Origin of the sequence: Anaerovibrio slackiae (assembly GCF_009695585.1) — a bacterium.
GTDB lineage: Bacteria > Bacillota > Negativicutes > Selenomonadales > Selenomonadaceae > Anaerovibrio > Anaerovibrio slackiae.
The window spans coordinates 1-21,645 of record NZ_VUNR01000037.1 but is presented as its reverse complement, the minus strand read 5'-3'; the positions used below and the strand labels follow the sequence as shown (position 1 = coordinate 21,645).

Genomic DNA, 21,645 nt, shown 5'->3' with positions numbered 1-21,645 from the left:
ATGTCCTGACACTCATTTCACAGCCGTTCAGCTATCGCTTCACGGGTGAAATGTAGAAGACCTTGATTGGCTCTCAAAATTATCCATGTAATGGAATTTCAGATTGTGTTTCGCACAAATCTTGTTTTGTTTATATTCTGCATCCGCATAGCGGACACAGAATCCAACATCTGGCTTGAAATCATGTGTGCATGATTTCTTATTGCATTGTTTAGTTTTCAAGGAACACTGCCTCTCTATCATCAACGGCTTGTAGAAGCTCTGTAAGCTTTTTGTAAGACCGCTGTGTGAGTCAGCTTTTATATAATATCTCAAATCGTTCAGCTTGTCAAGAACTTTTTGAAATATTTTTTATCACCTCTGTCACTACCTCTGCCCATCACTCTCCGCGTGGCTCTCAAGGTTATGTCAGCGACAACGATGTATATATTACACGAATTACAGATTCCTGTCAACACTTTTTTCAAAAAACTTATTTTTTCTCCAAATGATGGGTATCATTCATCAAATCCACAGTAATCCTGCCGCCTTCGTAAAAGCTTATCACATTAACAGCCGTATTGTCCTGGCGAATATTCCACATGTATCTGAGGGGCAGGTCCAGAGCATAGCAAAGCAGGGTACGGTTGACGCCACCGTGAGCCGCAATAACAAAATCTTCTCCTTTATGCTTCTCCACCAGTTCCTTCAACTTGCTGACTGCTCTTTCCTGCACGCTGAAAAAGCCTTCCCCATTGGGGCAAGCCGTAATATCAGGCCGGTTGAACAAGCCGTCATGCACAGAAGGCCAGACAGAATTGATTTCCTCATAGGTAAGCCCTTCCCAGTCACCAAAGGAAATTTCCTGCAGCTCGTCACAGGTAACCACCTCCAGCCCCAAAGCAGCCGCAATAGCCCTGCCTGTAGCAGCCGCCCTTTTCAGCGGGCTGGCATAAACCGCCCTGACCTCAGGATAGGCAAAATTTTTGCCCAGCAGCTCAGCCTGCTCCAGCCCAGTTTCGGACAGCTCTATATCCGCCTGTCCCTGATACTTTCCCAATTTATTCCACACGGTCTGTCCGTGGCGCACCAAAATCAGCCTCGTAACCTTATTCATTCTATTCATCTCCTCCAACTTCAAGCCTAAAAAATCAGGCTTCCAAGCATTCCTTCAATGCCTGCAGCATCAGCCTGTTTTCTGCCATACCACGCACAGCCACCCTGACAAACCTGGTATCAAGGCCGGGATAATTGCTGCAATCCCTGATTAGGACGCCCTTCTGCCGCATTTTTTCTGCCAGCTGCCAGCTTTCCATGCCGCAGCCTGCTATATTCAGCAGCACAAAATTAACAGACGGCTCATAAACCTTCAGCCCTTCCAGCTTCCCCAAGCTCTCATACATATATGGCACATTTTGCTTGATAAATGCCAGCGTGCGCACCCTATACCCGTCATCTCCCAGTGCCGCTATGCCTGCTGCCTGCGCCAAGGAATTTACATTCCAGGTATCCTTGTTAAATTCAAGTTCCCTGACCAGCCTCTCAGTTGCCACGCCGTAGCCAAGCCTCAGTCCGGGTATGGCAAAAGCCTTCGTCAAGGAGCTGATAACCAGCAGGTTATCGTATTCTGCCGCCAAATCCGCTACAGAATAAAGCTGGCGGTCAGTCCGGAAATCCAAAAAGGACTCATCCACAATAACATCAATACCTGCCTCCCCCGCTGCCTGCACAAAACACTCCACATCTCCCCGTTCCAGCAGCTCACCTGTAGGATTGTTGGGATTGCCCAGCACCACAGTATGACAGCCTGCCATTTCAGACCGGAGCCTGGCAAAATCAAGCTGAAAATCCTCCTGTTCCTGCAAATAAAAATACCTGATTTCCGCCCCGGCACTACGGGCTGCCTTTTCATACTCACTAAAAGAAGGCACAGGCAGCAGCACCCTGCCCGGCCTTTTCGTATGGAAATACACATAAAACAGCTCTGCCGCACCATTGCCCAGCACAACAGCCTGCTCCGGCACATGATATGATGCAGAAACAGCCTGCTTCAGCTCCTTTCCCCTCGGGTCAGGATAATGAACCAGGCCTTCTATCCCTGCCATAATCGCTTTTTTTACGCTTTCAGACAACCCCAGAGGGTTAATGTTGGCACTAAAATCCAGCCAGCGCCCCAAGGGGCTCTCTGCCGAATATACGTCACCGCCATGCACAAAACTCTGCAGCTTACCGCTGCTCAATCTCATAACCACCAGAAATTAAACGCTCCGTCTCAAAATACTCCAAATGCGGGAACTTCGCCCCTATCAACTTCGCCGCCTCCAGCACCTTATTCATAGACTCATCAGCCGCAAAAAGCACGCCCATCATAGTACCGCTATGGGCGACATTGACACCCAGAGCCCCCAAAGACTTTGCATACTCAATAATCTCCTCCAGCTGCGGCTTGTGCACCAGATGCTGGTTGGCCAGGGCACTAAGGGTTGCCACCTTGCCAATCTGCTGTGCCGAAAAATCCCTGTCCAGCTCATCAATGGCATCCAAAAGCTCCTGTGGGCTGTTTTCGTGCCCATGGTACTCCGAATGGAAATCAATCGTGTTGATTGTACCGCCGGTATCAAACATGGCAATAATCATCTTCGGTGCATTGCCATAACTCTGCAAAAGCTCTCCTGTCATATAATTCATCCTGACTATCCCAGGATAGAAAATACCATCCGTCGGCTCAATACCGGCGGCAATTTCTGCAATCTCCTCCGGCTCCAGCTCCTCGTCAATCGCCGCAGAAACAGCCTGTATTACTGCCACAATATCAGCTGTGCTGGCAGCCATGCCCTTGCCTGTAGGCAGCTGCGACTCAAGAGCCAGCCCCAGTGGAAAATCATCAAAGCCCATATAGCTGACAGTTGTCTTCAATGCCAGCTCAGCCTTCTTGCCCAGCCCGGTCTTTGCCGAGGTGCGATCTGTAACCAGCGCCCTGGAATACAGACCTATTGGGCAGGTTATCATAAACGGCTGTCCGTCCTTCCATCCCTGAGCAAGCTCACCACAGGAACCAGGCACCAAAACTTTTATAATCATAACAATCCCTCTCTCTTACGGAATTTACCTTCTGCGGCATTTATCCTCCTGATAAAATCCCCGGTATAATCCGCGCTATTAAAACTCCGTGATATTTTCTTTTGCATATACAATTCGCCATAAATGCAAAAAATCCTGCAAAGCTGGCAAAATATGCAGAAAAAATCTCGCCAAGGCTTTAATAAAATACAGAATAAGTGAATAAATATACCAATAACACAATTAACTCGCTGACAGTGCAAAGGGTGCCATAAACATCTCCTGTCAAGCCGCCCAACATCTTTGTCACATACCTGCCGCACCAAAGGGAAAATACAGCCGCTGCTGCCGCTGCCAACAGTGCCTGCCAGCCCATCAGAGCCAGCATGGCCACCGTGTAGGCAGTTACCAGAAGACAGCTCCTTCTGTCCGCGTATTTGCCGAAGGCCTTGCCCATTCCCTCAGGCCGGGCATAGGGAAACAGGGAAATGCCGATGACCATCATCAGCCTCCCCACTACAGGCATTGCCAGCATTGCCATAGGCAGCACCGCCAAAGGCATATCCAGCAGCACCGCATACTGCAGGAGCAGCAGGATGCCGAAGGAAACCACCGCAAAGGAGCCGCTGCAGCTGTCCTTCATGATTTCCAGCATCCGCTCCCTGTCACGGCCGGAAAAAATGCCATCCACCGTATCCATGAAGCCATCACAGTGAATGCCTCCTGTCAGCAGAAACGGCAGAACCGCAAGAGCCGCCGCCCTGACATGCACAGGAAAATCACAGCCGGCATAAACAGGGAGCCATGACAACGCCAGTGCCACTGCCCCGTAAACAGCTCCCAGCACCAATCCCACCAGGGGAAAATACCTGACGCTCCTGCCAAAGGCTTCTTCTGTCCACACCGTCTGCTTCACCACATGGAGGCGCGTCAAAAATTGCAAGCCGATAAAAAAAGAATCCATTTCCTCATCTCACCCGAAAAAAATCTCTGCACAAAAGCACCTATAAATCAAGAAACAAACCTGCAGCAAAAATCATTCCATAAATCCCCCTGCGCGGCAGGAGAAAAATCACTGCATCATGTATACCTGCTGTATAATATGCATAATAAATAAAAATAAAATCGTTGCTGTATACATTAATCTCGTACAGCCGGGAATATGCTTCGGTGCCAGCTCCTCAATGGGCTCCCCCATATAGGCACGAAAGCTTTCCCTGCCAAAATAGGAGTTATAGCCCCCCAGGCGTATATCCAGGGCACCTGCCACCGATGCCTCCGCCCAGCCCCCGTTAGGGCTCGGGTGCTTCCCGGCATCACGCAGCAGCATTTTCCAGCTGTTGCGCCAGTCAAGCCGCAGCAGCATCGCCGACAGCACAAACAAAAGCCCCGTAATCCTGGCTGGAATATAGTTCAGCACATCATCAATGCGGGCAGAAATGCGCCCGAAGTACAGGTACTTGTCATTTTTATACCCCACCATGGAGTCAAGGGTATTGGCCGCACGATACAAAAACGCCAGCGGCACTCCCCCCAGCAGGAAGAAAAAGAAAGGAGCAATCACCCCGTCCACTGTATTCTCTGCCACCGTTTCCACCGTGGCCCTGGTAACCTCACCGCTGGACAGCTTGTCCGTATCCCTGCCCACAATCCAGCCTACCTTGTACCTGGCATTTTCCATATCTCCCTTTTCCAGATAGCCATAAATCTCCCTGCCAGCCTCTGCCAAGCTTCTGGGCGAAATGGTAAAGCTCAGCAAAACCGCCTCTGCCAGCACCGTCACATACTGATTGCCCAGCAGGCTGACCAGCTGCAAAAGGCATGCCGTCATATTGTACACCAGAATCAACACTGTTACTGCCAGAAGGCCGCCAGCCCACAGCTTGCGCCTGTCAGTATCACCCTCATGGTACAAGCTGCGTTCCAAGCTGGCAATCAGGCTGCCAATCAGCACTACAGGATGCAGCTTTGACCTGGGGTCACTAATCAGGGTATCTGCCAAAAAAGCCAAAACCGCTGTTATCATACATTTTCTCCTGCCTGATGGACATTCTGTGCAGCCTCCTGCCCGTCAGCCATCTGCCTATTGCCACAGGACTCTCCCATAATCTCAAAAAGCTTATCCATATCAAGGGCCTCTTCCACCACATCCGCCAGATGCTCATAAGCCTGCTGCTTTTCCGCTGCCGTATTCCTGGTATTGGCTAGAGGTTCCAGCCCCTTCGATATACGGACTGCATTCAGCACGCTGCGGCGGAATTTGTCATTATCAAATACGCCGTGGATATATGTACCAAAGACATTGATGCCGTTGGCAGTTCCTTCCACGCTTTCACAAGCAGCATTGCGGCGCTCGGTAATCATGAAAGGATGCTCATCGCCAGCACGGGTAAACTCCGTATGCCCCATGTGGATTTCATAGCCTCTCAAATCGTCCGCTGAAATATACTGCCCCATAAATGGCAAATCACGGCACATACCCCTGACCTGGCTGGTCAGCTTCTCCTTGGCAAACACGGTCTTCATGCCCAGAAGCCCCAGGCCTTCCACCTCATCATTTTCAGACTCCGTATGCTCCGGGTCGCAAATCAGCTCACCCAGCATCTGATAACCGCCGCAGATGCCAATCACCGGCTTTCCTGCCGCCTCATGTGCCAAAATCAGGTCAGCCAGCCCTGATTTGCGCAGATAAAGCATATCCTCCGTGGTATTCTTGCTGCCCGGCAGCATAATCACATCAGGCTGCCCCAGTCCGTCACTGTCCTTGACATAGTAAAGGGACACATCCTGCTCATGGCTGAGGGCATCAAAATCCGTAAAATTGGAAATTTTCGGCGTCTGAATTACGGCAATTTTCACATCGCCATCCTCCGGCACCGCCATTTTTTCCTGCAGTGATACCGAGTCCTCATCGTCAATCCCCATCTGCTCAATATGGGGAATTACCCCCAGCACAGGCTTGCCAGTCTTTTCCTCCAGAAAATCAATGGCCGGTGTCAGCAGGGTAACATCGCCCCGGAACTTATTGATGACCAGCCCCTTCACTAGTGCCCGTTCTTCCTCGTCCAAAAGCTCCAGAGTCCCCACCAGGGAAGCAAGTGCCCCGCCCCGGTCGATGTCGGCAATCAAAAGCACAGGTGCCTGCAAATGCTTCGCCACCCTCATGTTTACTATATCATTAGCCTTGAGATTGATTTCTGCCGGGCTGCCTGCCCCCTCAATCACAATGGTATCATATTCCCTGTCCAGCCTTGCCAGGGCATCCTTTACAGCCCCAAAGGCTTTCAAGGAATATCCCTTGTGGTACTCCCGGGCAGACATATTGCCCACAGGCTTGCCCATAATAATCACCTGGGAACAGGAATTTCCCGTAGGCTTTAGCAGCACGGGGTTCATATCCGCCACAGGCTCCAGCCCTGCCGCCTCCGCCTGAGCCACCTGCGCCCTGCCCATTTCATCACCGTCACGGGTTACATAGGAATTCAATGCCATATTCTGTGCCTTGAAGGGAACTACCCTACGCCCCTGCCTGTACAGTATGCGGCACAGAGCCGTTGTCAGGATGCTTTTCCCCACATGGGAGCTGGTTCCCATCATCATAATATAATTTGCCATAAACGGCCTCCATTACTTTAACCTTACAATTTATATTCCAGCTGCTTGATATCTATCGGTATACCGTCAGTGACCAGGTACACTTCCTCCGCCTGCCTTGCCAGAAGCTGGTTAGCCAGCCCGGAAAGGTCGCGGAATTCCCTGGCCAGATGATTCATAGGCACAATGCCATCCCCCACCTCATTGGTTACCACCACAAGGGTTGCATCGCCTGCCTGAACAGCCTTAACGATATCTTCACAGGCAGCCTTCACCAATTCATAATTCCTGCCTGAATCCTCTATGTCCTCCAGGCTGCACAACAGGTTGCTGATATACACAGTCAGGCAGTCAAAAAGTATCATATCATGCCCGGCAGCAGCCTCCCTGACCGCCTCATGGGCAGCAAAAGGGGCTTCATAAGTATCCCAGTCAGCAGGACGCCGCTGGCGGTGCAGCCTGACACGGAACTCCATCTCCTTGTCAAAAACCTGCGACGTAGCAACATAAGCAATCCGCTTGCCGTATTTTGCCGCATATTTCTCCGCAAAAGAGCTTTTGCCGCTCCTGGCACCACCCGTTACCAGCACAATCTTTCCCATCGCTGCCTCCTCATTTCCTGCCGCCCAAAAGCCATCAACTTACTTCTGTCCTGGCATTTTAATCTGCTGCCAAAAGACATTATAATCTGCCATGGCATTTCGTTCTATCGCCAGAATCCATCATCATCTGCCCTGGCGCTTTATTCTATAATTCCAGCAATTGCCCACAAAGGCCACTGCCGCCTCCGGGCAGCCGGCAAAATGCAGATGCAGATACGAACCCACCACATTGCCCCTGCCGCTGACGAAGCCACCCGGATAAACTGCCCCGTTCCTCATGCGGGTAAACTGAAAGGCTCTCTCCCCGGTAATATCTGCCTCCCCGGCAAGCTCCGAGGAAAAATGAAATTCATGCCCTTTCAGCTTCATACCGGCAGAACCCAGGCAGCAATCCCGCCTTAGCTCCGCCTCCACATAGCCCACCATCTGCAGCCGCTTATTCATCTGCACCCTGCCGGGCAGTACGCCGCACATGAGATGCTCACCGCCCTCAAAATCCGTCAGGGACTTGCTCAGATACATATAGCCGCCACATTCTGCATAGATGGGCATGCCATCAGCTGCCGCCCCGGCTACCGCAGCCAGCATTTCCGAATTGCTGCCCAGCTCATCAGCAAACATCTCAGGAAAACCGCCTCCCAGCAGCATGCCATCCGCCTCCGGCAGTGCCTTGTCCTTCAGGGGGCTGAACTCAGTGATTCTTGCCCCTAGCCGCTCCAATACCGCCAGGCTTTCCGGGTAATAAAAGGAAAATGCCTCATCCCTTGCCAGGGCAATCCTGATTTTGCCGAAATCATCAGGAAAGCTGCGCCTGCGGCCATCTATCACCTGTGCCAGATACTCATCTGCCGGATTCTGCATCCTGCCCAAAGGCGGCGCATGGTGGGCAATCTGCATAATCGCCCCTAAATCCAGCTGCCGTGCCATGGCTTCCCCCATGGCATCCACAACCTTCCGCTCCTGATTTTCCTCCACAGGCAAAAGCCCCAGATGACGCTCCGGCATCACCAGAAGCTCATTGCGCCGCACTGCTCCCAGCACGGGAATATGCAGCTTCGCCATGGCTTCCTCAATCATCTTCTGATGGTTATCGGAGCCCAGCCGGTTCAAAATCACTCCTGCCAGCCGTACACCCTCATCATATTGCCGGAACCCCAGGGCAATAGCCGCCGCCGAAGCCCCCATGGACTTGCAGTCTATCACCAGCACCACCGGTGCATCCAAAAGGCGGGCAATCTCCGCCGTGGAGCTGATGCCCTTGCTGCCGCCGTCATACAGCCCCATTACCCCCTCAATCACGGCAATATCCTGCCGGGATGCCGTATCAATAAAGGTATTTACCATGGTTTCCCTGGACATGAGCCAGGTATCCATGTTGTGGGCCGGCTTGCCGCTGGCCAGCCTGTGATAGCCCGGATCGATATAATCAGGGCCAATCTTGTAGGACTGCACGCTGATATTCTGCTGTCTCAGTGCCGACAGCAGACCTGTTACTACCGTAGTCTTGCCACAGCCGCTGCTGACAGCACCTATTACAATACGTGGAATTTTATAGGTCATAATGAGCCCTTCCCTGTCCAATCTGCCAAAGACAACTGCACCCAAAGCATCAGCACCTGTCTGCCGATGCCAATGCTTGTCCGTTGTTGTCAATGCTTACCTGCTGTTGTCAATAATATACATAATCGCGTTAATCACAGCCGCCGCTATAGGGCTGCCGCCCTTGGTGCCCTCTACAGTCACATAAGGCACCAGCGTATTTGATGCCAGAGCCGCCTTGGAGTCTGCCGCCCCCACAAAGCCCACCGGGATGCCCACGATGGCTGCCGGGCGCAGGCCTTCTTCCTCCACCATGCGCAACACCTCAAAAAGAGCTGTCGGCGCATTGCCGATGGCGATGATGGCACCGTTCATCTCCTGGCCAAAGCTACGCATAGCCGCCATGGAACGGGTTATGCCCTGCTCCTTGGCAGCCGCTGCAATCTCCGGCTCCGCCACCCGGCAAAAAACCTCTCCCCCGAAGGAAGCCAGCTTCCGCTTGTTGATGCCGGTGCGCACCATCTCCACATCTGTATAGATATTGCAGCCGGACTGCAATGCCTTCTTTGCCGCCCCGATAGCCTCAGGGTGCAGCCTGATAATAGGTGCATACTCCACATCGCCGGCCGCATGGATAATGCGGGAATAAACCTTGATTTCTTCCTCATTCAGATTCAGCTTTTCCAGATAAGGCGCGATAATCTCCATGCTGCGATTTTCTATATCCATAGGCTTTTTGATAAAATCCATCATAACCTCCATTCAGTGAGCCAAAAGCTGCCGCCCTCCCTCACTGCACCGCAATAAAATCCAATATCTCATCAAAGGTATAGGCAATATTGTCATACTGCACCGGCGGCCTGTCAATAATCACCAGCGGCAGCCCCAGCTCCATAGCGGCTGCAAACTTCGTATCAGCCCCGCCGGCAGCTCCGCTATTCTTGGTAACAACCACCTGTGCATCATATTTTTTGTATAACTCCTTGTTCAGCTCCAAAGAAAAAGGTCCCTGCACAGCCACAATATTGGCAGGCGTAAAGCCCAAATCCCTGGCCAGCTGCACCACCTCGGGCTCCGGCAAAATGCGGCAGATCAGCTCCTTGCCCTGCAAGGCCTCAGCCCGGGCAAATGCCTCCAGGTTACGGCTTCCAGTAGTGAGAAAAATCCTCTCTCCCAGTGATGCCGCCTGTTCAGCTGCCGCCTGATAATCCGTCACATAATAAGCCCTGTCATAGTCAAGGGGCGTCTGCTGCCTCTCATAGCGGATATATGCCACACCTGCCCTGCGGCATGCCTTCATGGCATTCTCCGAAACATTGGCGGCATAGGGATGGGATGCATCCACAAAAACACCGATGCCGTGCTGGTAGAAATACGCTATAAAGCCCTCCTCATCCAAAGGCTCGCAGCTGACCTGAATGCCCTGATAGCTTTTCAACAGGCTTTCCCCGTAGCTGCTCACCACCGATGCCGTCACCTGATAGCCCTGCTGCAATATATATCCTGCCAGCTCCCTGCCATCTTTGGTGCCTGCCGCCACAAAAACTCTCCCTGCCATCAAGCCTCACTCCCCGGCAATCTTGTAGCCCCGCGGCGTAATCATATAGCCGTCCTGCACATAGGTATTGCTGTTGCCGATGATAACCATAGAGAACATGCCGATTTCTTCCTCCGTAAAATGCCCCAGGTCTGACAGGACAGCCTGCTCCTGCGCCCGGCTGGCACTGGTAACGATGCCCACAGGGGTATCAGGGCTACGGTGCTGCAGCAGGATTTTCTGAATCTCAAAGATATAATCAGGGCGATGCCTGCTCTTTGGATTGTACAGGGCAATCACAAAATCACCTTCCCCGGCCAGGGCAGCCCGCTTCTTGATCAGTTCCCAAGGCGTCATCCAGTCACTGAGACTGATGACAGCAAAATCGTGCATCAGAGGCGCCCCCAGAATGGAAGCTGCCGCATTGACGGCAGAAACACCTGCCACCACGCCGCCCCACTCAGGCCGCTGCTCCTTCGGCAGCTGCAAAACCAGTTCCAGCACCAGCCCTGCCATGCCGTACACGCCGGAATCACCGCTGGATACAACTACCGTATCCTTGCCACTGGCAGCCGCCTCCACTGCCGCCCGGCAGCGGTCAACCTCCTGGGTCATGCCTGTGCCGATGACTTCCTTCCCCTCCAGAAGAGGCTCTATCAGTCCGATATATGTCTTATACCCGGCTACTACCTGTGCCGACTCAATGGCATGCCTTGCCCTTGGAGTCATATCCTCAAAACTGCCGGGGCCTATGCCCGCTACAACTATCTTTCCCATATCAATGCTACCGTCACTTTCTCGTATTTATTTTTCGGAAGGGCAATCCGTCCCCGTTCCGTACAGCATAACGCCGCTGCCTCGCAGACGTTCCCCACGCCGATATTCTTCTTCACAAACTCCGACTCACTTAGCCCGTAACGCTCAATAGCTTCCTCCAAAGATTGATTTTCAAAAAAATCAATAGGCAGCTGCAAGCCTTCTGCCGCAGCCAAAAGCCCCTGCTCATCTGCCTTTACCACCGTGCTGGCCAGCCTGTCAAGCCTGTCTATCTGCCAGCCGAGGCCGCCGCAAGCCTCCTGCAAGGCCGCCAGCACCAGCCGGGCAGGCGTCCCCCGGCGGCAGCCGATACCTGCAATCAGCCGCCTTGGCACAAGATACAATACCCGGCTGCTTGCCTGCCACTGCCTGTCACTGAGAACCACATACAGTGCATTCTGCCCTGCCCCCTCAGCCTTGCCAGCTGCTCCGGTCAAACCGCTATCTGTCACATTAGTGCTCGCCAGCCTGTCAGGCAGCTCACTGCCATCCACCACCTCATATGGCACATGACTGGCACGAAGCCGCCTTTCATACTCAGCCCTGCATTTAAGGCTGCTGTCCAGCAGGTAAACAAGCTTCCTGCCCCGGAGCAGTGCCCCGTTGAAAACCACCAGATTTTCCTTGGGGCAGGGCACCATGTCCAGCCGCCCTGCCAGCACATCCGGCGCCAGCAGCTGATTGACATCCGTTGCCGTAGTAATCACGGGATTGCTGCGAAGCTTTTCTGCCAAGAAACGCGTCAGCTCATTGGCACCGCCAACATGGCCTGACAGCAGGCTGATGATATTCTGCCCCCTGTCATCCAGCACCAGCACTGCCGGGTCCGACAGCTTGCTGGCAACATGGGGAGCAACAGAACGCACCACAATCCCTGCCGCCATGATGAAAATCAGGGCATCATAACGGACAAAGGCATCTGCCATTTCCTCAGAAAGCCTCTTATAATACCGCACCTCTGAAGAAAATACCAATGCCCCATTGCCCTGCTCCGGTTCCGGCTGTCCCTGTGCAGCCCCCTGCTCCGGCAAAAGCTTTTCCTGAAGGTATACAGTCACCCGGACTCCCTGGCATGCCGCGGCAATTCGCTCTGCCAGAGCCTGTCCATTTCCAGTCGAAGCAAAAACTGCATATCTCATAATTATTTGCTGGCTTCCCTGAACATGTGGCTGAACTCAGGGGCATAAAGCCTGGAAAGCTCATAATCCGCTGCCAGGCACCTGCTCACCACAATCATAGCCGTGCGGTCAATACCCTTATCGGCAATTTCCTCACAGATAGTAGCCAGGGTAGCACGGACAATCTTCTCCTCCGGCCAGGAAGCCCGCTGCACGATGGCAATGGGCGTATCCGGCTCATAGCCTCCGGCAATCAGTTCCTCCACTACCTTGTCCAGCATGGTAATGCTCAGGAAAATGCACATGGTAGCCTGATGGGCCGCCAGTGACCGCAGCTTTTCCCTGTCAGGCACAGGAGTCCTGCCCTCGTTTCTGGTAATGATAACCGTCTGGGAAATCCCCGGCAATGTATATTCCTGTTTTAGGGCTGCCGCCGTAGCCAAAAAGGAGCTTACCCCCGGCACCACCTTGTACTCAATTCCCAGCTTGTCCAAAGCATCCATCTGCTCCTGAATGGCACCATAAATGCTAGGATCCCCTGTGTGAAGCCTGACCACCATTTTGTCCTGCGCCACGCCATTTTTGATAACCTCAATCACCTGAGGCAAGGTCATGGAAGCAGAATTATGGATTTCGCACCCCTCTTTGGCATAATCCAGCAAAGCAGGATTGACAAGGGACCCTGCATAAATAATAATATCCGCCTCTGAAAGCAGCTTCTGCCCCTTGACAGTAATCAATTCCGGATCTCCCGGCCCGGCACCAACAATAAATACCTTCATTTCTTATTGCCTCCTAAAAATCAATCAGCTGACAAAAACAGTCACTGCCCATACATTTCTCTATAACCATAAAAGCATCCGCCCCTGACGAGGGGTGCTATTTTATCTTTTCACAGGCCACGATAAAGATGGGGTTGGCAGCCTTGGCCATATCATAGCTTCCCACCTGCTCCCAGCGGTTCACCTGCACCTGCACTGTTTCATATTTATACAATTCACTGGCACGCATATAATTCAGGCACTGCATCAAGGTCTGCACCGTAATGCAGTTCAGGATAATCCTGCCCCCTGTCTTCAAAAGCTCACCTGCCCTGTCAAGAATGGGCTCCAGCCTCTTGCCGCTGCCGCCAATCAGCACGGCATCCAGCCTCGGCAATTCATCCATGCCAGCAGGGGCTTCAGCGTGAATAATATGTACATTATCCAGCCCGAATTTTTCAGCATTGGCTGCTATCAGCCCGATGCCCTCAGGATTTCTCTCAATGGCATAAACCATGCCATCATTCCCAGCCTGCATCGCCGCCTCGCAGCTAAGAGAGCCGGTACCTGCCCCCACATCCAGCACAATGTCACCTTGCTTAATCCCTGCCTTGGCAATAGTCAGAATCCTGATTTCCTGCTTCGTCATGGGAACCTTGCCCCGGATAAACTCCGTATCAGGAATCCCTATGCCCCATTTTCCTTTCATGCTGTCACCACCAATATGCAATCTAACATACGCATTTCCGCGACTGTCCTGTATTTCCTGACCATTTCTCTTTATGCTGTCACCACCAATATGCAATGGCTGAACACAGGATGCCTTCCTGCCTCCGCCAGTGTAGTCCTGATTATGATCTCGTCCTCATAGGACAGCCTGCTGCACACAGCCAGGCCAGTCTCCCCTGGCCAGCCCTTTTCCATCAGCAGCTGGGGGATGGTGTGGGAATTGTATTTCCCATCAGTCAGCATGCCTGCCAGCCGCCCCGGGGCATACGCCAGCCGGGCATCCTCCGGCACCCTGCCATGAAAGCTCCACAAATCCGCCTCATGCCATGGCAGTGCCAGCCGGGCAAAGGCCATCTGCATGGCACTGATGCCGGGAATCACCCGGAGTGACTCTGCCGGAAACTCCCGGCGCAGGGCATCCAGCAGGGAATAATACCCTGGGTCCCCGGACACCATCACCACCACATCATCATGCTGCAAATTTTTGCGGATAAATGCCATCACTGCCGGAATATCTGCACCTATAACACATTGCTCCTGCACATTTTCACCGGCAAACTGAGACAATGCCCTCCTGCCTCCTGCCAGCACCCTTGCAGACTCTATAACGCGCCGTGCCTCCGGCACCATGTAATCAGGATTGCCGGGACCTATCCCGACTACGATTATTTTATGCTCCAACCAAAATCACCGCCAATCTCCCGTGCCCTGTCATCCATGCCCAAAAGCTCCCCTTGCAGGGTAACCAGCACAGTACCTACCTGCACCTTGTTAAAAATCAGCCTTTCTGCCCGATAGCTGGCACGGGCAGCAATCACTTCATAGACCTTTTCCAGCCCATACTCACCAATCACCGGCAGTGCCTCCTCCGTAGTCACAGCCCCCAGGATGCGCTCTATGCCCTCACCAGGCATTCCCATGGCACCGCTGTAGGCAGCCAGCACCTCCAGCCGGGCATCCCCCACCCTGTTGTGGGTGTGAAAAACACCTGCCGCCACCTTTGCCAGCTTGCCGATGTGGCCAAAGAGCAGAATCCTTTTCAGCCCTATCTCAGCCGCTGCCTCCAGCATATAGCCGATAAAATTGCTGGTCTGCACCATCCCTGCCTCCGGCAGCCCCCAGCTGGCAGCAATCCGCTCACCGATTTTGCCCGGCACAAAAATCTGCGTGTCGAAACCGGCTGCCCTTGCCACCTTGATCTGAGGCACCAATGACTCCTTGAAGGCTTCCTCGGACATAGGCCGCAGCACCCCTGTGGTGCCGATAATGGAAATGCCCCCTTCAATGCCCAGCACGGGATTGAGGGTTTTCTTTGCCAGCTCCCTGCCAGCCGGGATATCTATCCGCACCCTGCAAGGCCTGGGACTGCCAAAGGCTTCCAGCAGGCTGTTATGCACCAGCTGCCTAGGCCCCGGATTGATGGCAGGCTCACCTACAGAAAGGCTCAGTCCCGGCTTCGTGGCATGGCCGATGCCCTCCCCCGCTTCAAAGAGGATATTTTCATGCCTGACACTGACTCCAGGCACAGCCTTCAAATCATCCTCTGACCGGGCTAATGTCAGGGTGACAAACACCGAAGTGCCGTTGGTAATATCCGGGTCATCCCCGGCATCCTTCACAACCTCCGCCCGGATGACAGGGGGCAGTGCCCCCTCCGGCAGCCGGCCATCATCCAGCCGCTCGATTTTCTTTATGGGTATCATCAGCCTGGTGCCGTCCAGTGCCGTGATTTCCACCACATCCGCCGTCAGGCTGTCCTGCATATAAAGAGCCGCCGCCTTGGCGCCTGCCGCCACGCATGCCCCGGTAGTATAGCCGCCCCTCAGCCTTTTCGCCATGCTCATCACCTGCCTTCATCATAGATATTGCCTGTCATTACCTGCCACAGCATATCACAAGGGACAAGCCCCTTGCATTATCCCTCATGACCTGCCAGCAGCATCCTCATGCCTTGGCAAACAATGCCTTGGCAAAGTCCTCCGCCACAAAGGGGCGCAAATCGTCCACGCCCTCGCCTACGCCAATCCACTTGACAGGCATGGAAAGCTCCGCCTTGATGCCGATAACCACGCCACCCTTGGCAGTGCCGTCCAGCTTGGTCAGCACTACGCCGGAAATCGGTGCCGCCTTGGTGAAGATATTCGCCTGGCTGATGGCGTTCTGCCCGGTAGTGGCATCCAGCACCAGCAATGTTTCATGAGGCGCCTCAGGGATTTCCCGCTGGATAACCCTGTTGATTTTCTTCAATTCCTCCATGAGGTTGGATTTCGTCTGCAAGCGCCCTGCCGTATCAATCAGCAGCACATCAATATTCCGTGCCTTGGCAGCCTTCACCGCATCATAGGCCACAGCCGCCGGATCAGAGCCTTCCTCATGGCGGATAACCCGGGTGCCGGTGCGCTCGCCCCATACCTCCAGCTGGTCAATAGCCGCTGCCCGGAAGGTATCAGCTGCCGCCAGCATGACGGACTTGCCCTGCGCCTTGTAATAAGAAGCCAGCTTGCCGATGGTGGTGGTCTTGCCCACGCCATTTACGCCGATAACCAGCAGGACAGTAGGGCCTTCCGCTGCCACTCTTGTCTCATCGGAGCCATTAGCCAAAAGCTCGGAAATCCTTGCCTGCAAAAATGGCTTCAAATCCTCCGGCGTATTGATTTCCTTCTTCTTGATGCCCTTGCGCACAGACTCCATCAGCCTGTCCGTAGTATTGACGCCCACATCCGCCATGATCAGAATTTCTTCCAGCTCATCCAAAAGCTCATCATCAATATCCGCATAGCCAATAACCAGCTTTTCAATCTTATTGGTAATAGTCTCCCTGGTCTTGGCCAGTCCTTTTTTCAGCTTATCAAAAAATCCCATCTATAAATCCTCCAAACTTTTAGCGTCTCAAAATTTCTGTAACATCATTCTACAGCATCATTCTGCATAAATTGATAATTATTCATCATTCTTCATAATCCTGCAGCTTCACCGACAGCACCTTGGACACACCGGCATCCTCAATGGTCACGCCATACATGGTATCAGCCGACTCCATGGTTCCCTTGCGGTGAGTGACAATAATAAACTGGGTATGCTCAGCATATTCCTTCAGGAACGTGCCAAACCTCCCGATATTGGCCTCATCCAGCGGTGCGTCAATCTCATCCAGCACAGAAAACGGTGCCGGGCGATACTTCAGGAAAGAAAACAGCAGAGCCACCACCGTCAGGGCACGCTCGCCGCCGGACAGCACCGACAGGTTCTGGGTTTTCTTGCCGGGCACCGTCACCATGATGTTTACGCCGGATTCCAGCACATTCTCCTTGTCCGTCAGCTGGATTTTTGCCTGTCCGCCCCCAAAGAGCTGAACAAAAATCTCCCCGAAGAAATCATTTATCTTGATGAATGCCTCCCTGAACTGCTTCGTCATGGTGGCTTCCATCTCGCCAATCAGCTGCATCAGGTCAGCCTTTGCCTTCTCCAAATCCTCTGCATTGCCGGACAAAAAGCCGTGCCGCTGCTGCAAATCAGCATACTCCTGAGGGGCATTGGGATTCACCGCCCCCAGGGCATTCAGCTCATGCTCCAAAGAGCGCAGCTTCTTCTTCAATTCCCCCGGCTCCAAATCAGGAGCTTCCTCGGCTGCCCTCTCCGGCACCAGGCCGTACTTGCTGAGCATTTCCTGCTGGCACTGCTCTATATCATAGTCCACCTTGGAGGCATTCAGCTCAATCTGGTGCAGCTGGTTCTGAATATCAGCCAGCCTGCCATGCGCCTCCCGGACTTCCTTATCATTATTCTTCTTGTCAGACAGGCGGTTCATGCGCTGCTGGTAGACAGCCTTGTGCTCCTGGTCTGCCGCTGCAAACCTGCGGTTTTCCAGCTGGCTGGTCTCCATCAGGCTGGCGATGGATTCCATGCTGTCAGACAGCTCCTTTTCCAGTGCCGCCAGCTCATCACTCTGCTGCCGTGATGAATTCTCGCACCGCTGCAGCTCCCGCTGGCGCAGCAAAATCTGCTCCTTTGACCTGATGGCCTGCTGCTCCAGCACCGCCTTTTCCGTTTCCAGCTTGTTGGTAGCAGAAGCCAGCTCGTCCGCTTCCCTGTCCAGCGCATCATACTGCCGGGCAATACCGGCAATCCCTGCCGCAAGCTTCTCCTTTTCCTGCTCAAAGCCTGCCAGCGACTCCTGCAGCTGCCGGATTTCCTCCCGGCGGTTTAAAAAGCTGCTCTCCCGGTTCTGCTGGCTGCCGCCTGCCAGGGCACCACCGGGGCTCAGCAGCTCACCCTCCAGGGTGACAATCCGCAGCCTCTGCCCCAGCTGCCTGTTCAGGGCAAGGGCATTGTCCAGCGTATCCATCACCAGGGTACGTCCCAGCAAAAAATCCGCCACCTTGCCGTATTTAGGCTCCGTGCCAGCCAATTCATTGGCCCAGCCCAGCACCCCTTTGGCACCTGCCGGGATATTCTCCCGGTTCTGCCTGACAGTAATGGAAGACAGGGGCAGGAAGGTAGCCCTGCCCAGCCTGTCACGCTTCAGCATTTCGATAGCGGCCTTGGCAGTATCCGTATCCTCGGTCACGATATTCTGCTGACTGCCCCCGAGAGCCACCTCCATGGCAGTCACATACTGCCCCGGCACCTGCAAGAGCTCCGCCACGGCACCGCAGACCCCGCTGCGCCAGGGCTGCTGGCTTTTCAGCACCGCCTTGACCGCCCTGCCAAAGCCCTCGTAGGAATTCTGCAGCCTTTCCAGCACCTGCACGCGGCTGCCGGTAGTATGGATATTCCGCTCTGCCGCCTGCATGCGCCCTGCCAGCTCATCCCGCTGTCCCTTCATGGCCATCAGCTGGGTTCTGAGCTCCTTCGCCCTCTGGCGGTTAGCTGCCACGGTCTGCTCCGCTTCCTGCTGCTTCTCCTTGGCCCGGGCTTCGGCTTTTGCCAAAAGCTCCACATTCTGACGGGCTTCCTCCGCTGTTGCCGCCAGCTCCTTCAGCATCTGCTGATGCCGCCGTCGATTGGCCTTGCCCTGGCGGCGGCGTTCTTCCAGCACCTTGATTTCGCTGTCTGCCGCCTCAATCCTGCCGTGGATTTCACTCCTTTTGGCCGCCAATGCCTCCAGCTGCTTTTCCAGCTCCAGGATTTCCCCGTCCAGCCTGACAGTGCGCCCCTCAATCAGCTGCACGGCAGTATTCGCCGCCAGCTCCTGGTCTTTCTTTTCCTGTATGGCACTATCAAAGCCCTGCCTGCGCCCCTTCAGCTCCAGGAACCTGTGGTACAGCCCTGCCAGCTGGAAGCTTTTCAGCTCCCCCTGCAATTCCTGATGCCTTGCTGCCTTCTCCGCGCTGATTCTCAGAGGCTCCAGCTGGTTCTCAATCTCCCCCAGGATATCGTAGACACGCTGCAGGTTGCCTTCCGTATCATCCAGCTTCCGCATGGCTTCCTTCTTGCGGTTCCTGTACTTGGTAATCCCTGCCGCTTCCTCAAAGAACAGTCGCTTTTCCTCCGGCCTGGCATTGAGGATTTCATCCATCTTATTCTGGCTGATGATGCCCATGCTGTCATGGCCGATGCCCGAGTCCGCAAAGAGATTGGTAATATCCTTCAGGCGGCAGCGGGACTTATTGATGTAAAACTCACTTTCACCTGTCCGAAACAGCCGCCTGGTTACCACAACCTCATGAAAATCCACCGGCAGGCTGCCATCATTATCAAAGTAAAGGGAAACCTCTGCCACGCCCATCTGCCGCCGTGTTTCGCTGCCCGTAAAGATGATGTCCTCCGCCTTGACTCCGCGGAGATTACGGACATTCTGCTCCCCCAGCACCCATTTTATCGCATCAGAAATATTGCTCTTGCCGCTGCCATTTGGCCCCACAATAGCCGTAATTCCCTTATCAAATTCAACCTCAATCTTATCAGCGAAGGACTTAAAGCCATACGCCTCCAGCTTCTTCAACTGCAAACAATCCACCAGCCTGCCATGTTATATTCTAATAATATCTGGATATTATTCTAATGTGTTACCAGCATAAAACTTTATTCATCTTACAAATCTATATTCTAACATAAATTGTACGAAAAAAACAGCAGATATACATTATAAATACCTGCTGCTGCAAAAAAACTTGTATTTTCATCAAACCATGTCAGCATAGCTCACAAGGATTACATTGTGCTCCTCAGCAAACTGCACACATCGGGCAGTAAAGCCAGATTTACTAAAAACATAATAATACATCTGCCGGTAAGAAAGCAGTTTTGCTCGCATCAGCAACGTTTCCACCACATCAATATCCGTTTTTTCCTTTCGCCATTTACATTCAGCCACAATAGCACTATCATCATTGGCAGCCACAATATCCAGCTCCTCCTGCCGCTTCAGCTGCGGATTTGAACCCCACCAACGCCCAATCTCCTGAAAAGTACAAGGAAGCTCATCATAGTGCTGCCACAAATAATCACAGCAAATATCTTCAAATACCTTGCCCATGTAACTTTGCAGCAAAACCTCAATATTATTCCAGGCAGCCTCTGCTTTGCCCCTCTGAATCAAGGCAATGTTGCCCGGAATGAAACGATACCAAAAGCGGAAAAGATTATCCTTTATAGCATAGATGGTTTTGCGGGACTCCTTTGAGCCAACCGGCGTTTCTTTATCCACAATCCCCAGCTCCAGAAGCTTCTCCAGATAATTAGCTATGGCACTGCTATTCAGACCAACCTTGGAGCTTATTTCGGAATTTTTTGAGCTTCCATTGGCAATAGCTTTGATTATCGCGTTGTAAATAGCTGGCTGACGCATTTCCTGCTGCAACAGATTTTCTGGTTCTTCCAGCAAATATCCGCTGGGTGCCAAAAAATTTCTGATTATATTTTCCTTTATTGTCAACTCATCATTGAAAAACGACATGTATTGAGGGATACCGCCGGTAATGCCGTATATCACAGCTAATTCTTCATCAGTAAAATGCTGAAAATAGCTTTTACATTCATAAAAATTAAAAGGCATAATTTGCAGCTGCCCCGTGCGCCTGCCGTACAAAGGACTTTGATAGCCCAGCACCTGCCGCTCCATAAAAGACATAGATGAACCGCACAATATGATAAACAGCTTGCTGTCTCTTTTAAAGCGCGAATCAATCAGTTTTTGCAATAACGAGGAAATAGGCTTGTAGGATTTTGCCAGATAAGGGTATTCATCTATCACCAAAACTAATTGCTTATTCGACGCCATTTCCCCAACAGCATTTAATGCCTGCTCAAAGCTCTGATATACTGGTGCATTAGCACTAGCAGAGCCATCCATGCCAGCTATGCTTTCGCTAAAGCTAATGAGATTATCCCGGGCAGTCGTATCCGTAGCCATAAAATAAATAGCAGGCTTATCCTTGATAAACTCATTTATCAAAGTCGTCTTGCCTACTCTGCGCCGTCCCCAAATTATAATGCATTGAAATTTGTTCTCCTGATAAAAGCGAGCCAGCTGAGCCAGCTCATTATATCGACCAATAAACATAGGCATCTCCTTAAAAATAGGTATAGCATAATTAAGTTAATCGTAATTAAGTTAATTATACTATACTAAAATTCATACTGCAATAGTCATACAAAACTCACTCCAAACAAAAAAGCAACCCGCAGGCTGCTCATAAAACCATAACACCATATTTTGCTAATAATCTATATATCCGGCGGTATAGCATTATCCGCGCAAACCACTAACAGCACCGCCGGACATCATATTAGCCAGGATTTCCCGTCCAAACAAGCTTTGAATTACTCCCTCCTAACGCCCAGGCGTTTGAGGAGGGAGATTCCCACTTCTACGAGAACAGCCTTCTGCCTTGGCAAAAGGACTTACACACTCTCCGTGGGCGTTAATTTCCGTAATTCCTACGGTATTTTTATGCTTTGAAGCTTAT

At 52.6% G+C, this 21,645-nt stretch carries 19 protein-coding genes; all 19 read right to left on the bottom strand.

Annotated features, from left to right (window positions below; all coding sequences use genetic code 11):
- Positions 1–472 precede the first annotated feature (472 nt).
- The 19 genes from FYJ84_RS13015 to FYJ84_RS12925 all read right to left on the bottom strand — a co-directional run bounded on the left by FYJ84_RS13015 (position 473) and on the right by FYJ84_RS12925 (position 21,239).
- Positions 473–1,096: a histidine phosphatase family protein gene (locus FYJ84_RS13015; RefSeq protein ID WP_154408031.1), complete on the bottom strand. Its 624-nt coding sequence runs from the start codon at positions 1,094–1,096 to the stop codon at positions 473–475.
- A gap of 34 nt (positions 1,097–1,130) precedes the next feature.
- Positions 1,131–2,219 (bottom strand): threonine-phosphate decarboxylase CobD, encoded by a 1,089-nt coding sequence (gene cobD, locus FYJ84_RS13010; RefSeq protein ID WP_205764265.1) that lies wholly within the window; start codon positions 2,217–2,219, stop codon positions 1,131–1,133.
- On the bottom strand, positions 2,206–3,060 hold the full coding sequence (locus FYJ84_RS13005; RefSeq protein ID WP_154408029.1) for a GHMP family kinase ATP-binding protein: 855 nt from the start codon (positions 3,058–3,060) through the stop codon (positions 2,206–2,208). The genes cobD and FYJ84_RS13005 overlap by 14 nt, the downstream gene beginning before the upstream one ends.
- A gap of 178 nt (positions 3,061–3,238) precedes the next feature.
- Positions 3,239–4,003: an adenosylcobinamide-GDP ribazoletransferase gene (cobS, locus tag FYJ84_RS13000; RefSeq protein WP_154408028.1), complete on the bottom strand. Its 765-nt coding sequence runs from the start codon at positions 4,001–4,003 to the stop codon at positions 3,239–3,241.
- 108 nt (positions 4,004–4,111) lie between these two features.
- On the bottom strand, positions 4,112–5,065 hold the full coding sequence (cbiB, locus tag FYJ84_RS12995) for an adenosylcobinamide-phosphate synthase CbiB (RefSeq protein ID WP_154408027.1): 954 nt from the start codon (positions 5,063–5,065) through the stop codon (positions 4,112–4,114).
- Complete coding sequence (locus tag FYJ84_RS12990; RefSeq protein WP_154408026.1) at positions 5,062–6,654, bottom strand: cobyric acid synthase; 1,593 nt, start codon at positions 6,652–6,654, stop codon at positions 5,062–5,064. The genes cbiB and FYJ84_RS12990 overlap by 4 nt, the downstream gene beginning before the upstream one ends.
- A 23-nt stretch (positions 6,655–6,677) precedes the next feature.
- Positions 6,678–7,235 (bottom strand): bifunctional adenosylcobinamide kinase/adenosylcobinamide-phosphate guanylyltransferase, encoded by a 558-nt coding sequence (cobU, locus tag FYJ84_RS12985; protein WP_154408025.1) that lies wholly within the window; start codon positions 7,233–7,235, stop codon positions 6,678–6,680.
- A 123-nt stretch (positions 7,236–7,358) separates the two neighbouring features.
- The gene (locus tag FYJ84_RS12980; RefSeq protein ID WP_154408033.1) at positions 7,359–8,795 is read right to left on the bottom strand and encodes a cobyrinate a,c-diamide synthase; all 1,437 of its coding nucleotides are present in this window, start codon (positions 8,793–8,795) and stop codon (positions 7,359–7,361) included.
- 96 nt (positions 8,796–8,891) lie between these two features.
- Positions 8,892–9,524: a precorrin-8X methylmutase gene (locus FYJ84_RS12975; RefSeq protein WP_154408032.1), complete on the bottom strand. Its 633-nt coding sequence runs from the start codon at positions 9,522–9,524 to the stop codon at positions 8,892–8,894.
- A gap of 40 nt (positions 9,525–9,564) precedes the next feature.
- Entirely contained in the window at positions 9,565–10,332 is a 768-nt protein-coding gene (cobK, locus tag FYJ84_RS12970) for a precorrin-6A reductase (RefSeq protein ID WP_154408024.1), read from the bottom strand.
- Positions 10,333–10,338: 6 nt separating this feature from the next.
- Positions 10,339–11,088: a precorrin-3B C(17)-methyltransferase gene (cobJ, locus tag FYJ84_RS12965; protein ID WP_154408023.1), complete on the bottom strand. Its 750-nt coding sequence runs from the start codon at positions 11,086–11,088 to the stop codon at positions 10,339–10,341.
- Entirely contained in the window at positions 11,076–12,266 is a 1,191-nt protein-coding gene (locus tag FYJ84_RS12960; RefSeq protein WP_154408022.1) for a cobalt-precorrin 5A hydrolase, read from the bottom strand. Before FYJ84_RS12960 ends, cobJ begins: the two co-directional genes overlap by 13 nt.
- Before the next feature lie 2 nt (positions 12,267–12,268).
- Positions 12,269–13,027 (bottom strand): precorrin-4 C(11)-methyltransferase, encoded by a 759-nt coding sequence (gene cobM / locus FYJ84_RS12955; RefSeq protein ID WP_154408021.1) that lies wholly within the window; start codon positions 13,025–13,027, stop codon positions 12,269–12,271.
- A 97-nt stretch (positions 13,028–13,124) separates the two neighbouring features.
- Positions 13,125–13,715: a precorrin-6Y C5,15-methyltransferase (decarboxylating) subunit CbiT gene (gene cbiT / locus FYJ84_RS12950; RefSeq protein WP_154408020.1), complete on the bottom strand. Its 591-nt coding sequence runs from the start codon at positions 13,713–13,715 to the stop codon at positions 13,125–13,127.
- Positions 13,716–13,786: 71 nt separating this feature from the next.
- Entirely contained in the window at positions 13,787–14,416 is a 630-nt protein-coding gene (gene cbiE / locus FYJ84_RS12945; RefSeq protein ID WP_154408019.1) for a precorrin-6y C5,15-methyltransferase (decarboxylating) subunit CbiE, read from the bottom strand.
- A complete protein-coding gene (gene cbiD, locus FYJ84_RS12940; RefSeq protein ID WP_154408018.1) occupies positions 14,401–15,573 on the bottom strand; it encodes a cobalt-precorrin-5B (C(1))-methyltransferase CbiD in 1,173 nt (390 codons plus the stop codon). Before cbiD ends, cbiE begins: the two co-directional genes overlap by 16 nt.
- 106 nt (positions 15,574–15,679) lie before the next feature.
- Positions 15,680–16,597, bottom strand: coding sequence for a signal recognition particle-docking protein FtsY (gene ftsY / locus FYJ84_RS12935; RefSeq protein WP_154408017.1), 918 nt, complete (start codon positions 16,595–16,597; stop codon positions 15,680–15,682).
- 85 nt (positions 16,598–16,682) lie between these two features.
- Positions 16,683–19,685: an AAA family ATPase gene (locus FYJ84_RS12930; protein WP_154408016.1), complete on the bottom strand. Its 3,003-nt coding sequence runs from the start codon at positions 19,683–19,685 to the stop codon at positions 16,683–16,685.
- 174 nt (positions 19,686–19,859) lie between these two features.
- Positions 19,860–21,239, bottom strand: coding sequence for an AAA family ATPase (locus FYJ84_RS12925; RefSeq protein ID WP_154408015.1), 1,380 nt, complete (start codon positions 21,237–21,239; stop codon positions 19,860–19,862).
- Between the last annotated feature and the right edge of the window lie 406 nt (positions 21,240–21,645).

What these genes read in the sequence shown, in the direction of transcription:
- cobK (WP_154408024.1), bottom strand. Translation starts at nt 10,332, where the DNA reads ATGGCAGGGAGAGTTTTTGTGGCGGCAGGCACCAAAGATGGCAGGGAG.
- cobJ (WP_154408023.1), bottom strand. Translation starts at nt 11,088, where the DNA reads ATGGGAAAGATAGTTGTAGCGGGCATAGGCCCCGGCAGTTTTGAGGAT.
- FYJ84_RS12980 (WP_154408033.1), bottom strand. Translation starts at nt 8,795, where the DNA reads ATGACCTATAAAATTCCACGTATTGTAATAGGTGCTGTCAGCAGCGGC.
- cbiB (WP_154408027.1), bottom strand. Translation starts at nt 5,065, where the DNA reads ATGATAACAGCGGTTTTGGCTTTTTTGGCAGATACCCTGATTAGTGAC.
- cbiT (WP_154408020.1), bottom strand. Translation starts at nt 13,715, where the DNA reads ATGAAAGGAAAATGGGGCATAGGGATTCCTGATACGGAGTTTATCCGG.
- FYJ84_RS12925 (WP_154408015.1), bottom strand. Translation starts at nt 21,239, where the DNA reads ATGTTTATTGGTCGATATAATGAGCTGGCTCAGCTGGCTCGCTTTTAT.
- cobU (WP_154408025.1), bottom strand. Translation starts at nt 7,235, where the DNA reads ATGGGAAAGATTGTGCTGGTAACGGGTGGTGCCAGGAGCGGCAAAAGC.
- FYJ84_RS12960 (WP_154408022.1), bottom strand. Translation starts at nt 12,266, where the DNA reads ATGAGATATGCAGTTTTTGCTTCGACTGGAAATGGACAGGCTCTGGCA.
- ftsY (WP_154408017.1), bottom strand. Translation starts at nt 16,597, where the DNA reads ATGGGATTTTTTGATAAGCTGAAAAAAGGACTGGCCAAGACCAGGGAG.
- cobS (WP_154408028.1), bottom strand. Translation starts at nt 4,003, where the DNA reads ATGGATTCTTTTTTTATCGGCTTGCAATTTTTGACGCGCCTCCATGTG.
- FYJ84_RS13005 (WP_154408029.1), bottom strand. Translation starts at nt 3,060, where the DNA reads ATGATTATAAAAGTTTTGGTGCCTGGTTCCTGTGGTGAGCTTGCTCAG.
- cobM (WP_154408021.1), bottom strand. Translation starts at nt 13,027, where the DNA reads ATGAAGGTATTTATTGTTGGTGCCGGGCCGGGAGATCCGGAATTGATT.
- FYJ84_RS12975 (WP_154408032.1), bottom strand. Translation starts at nt 9,524, where the DNA reads ATGGATTTTATCAAAAAGCCTATGGATATAGAAAATCGCAGCATGGAG.
- FYJ84_RS13015 (WP_154408031.1), bottom strand. Translation starts at nt 1,096, where the DNA reads ATGAATAAGGTTACGAGGCTGATTTTGGTGCGCCACGGACAGACCGTG.
- cbiD (WP_154408018.1), bottom strand. Translation starts at nt 15,573, where the DNA reads ATGGCGAAAAGGCTGAGGGGCGGCTATACTACCGGGGCATGCGTGGCG.
- FYJ84_RS12990 (WP_154408026.1), bottom strand. Translation starts at nt 6,654, where the DNA reads ATGGCAAATTATATTATGATGATGGGAACCAGCTCCCATGTGGGGAAA.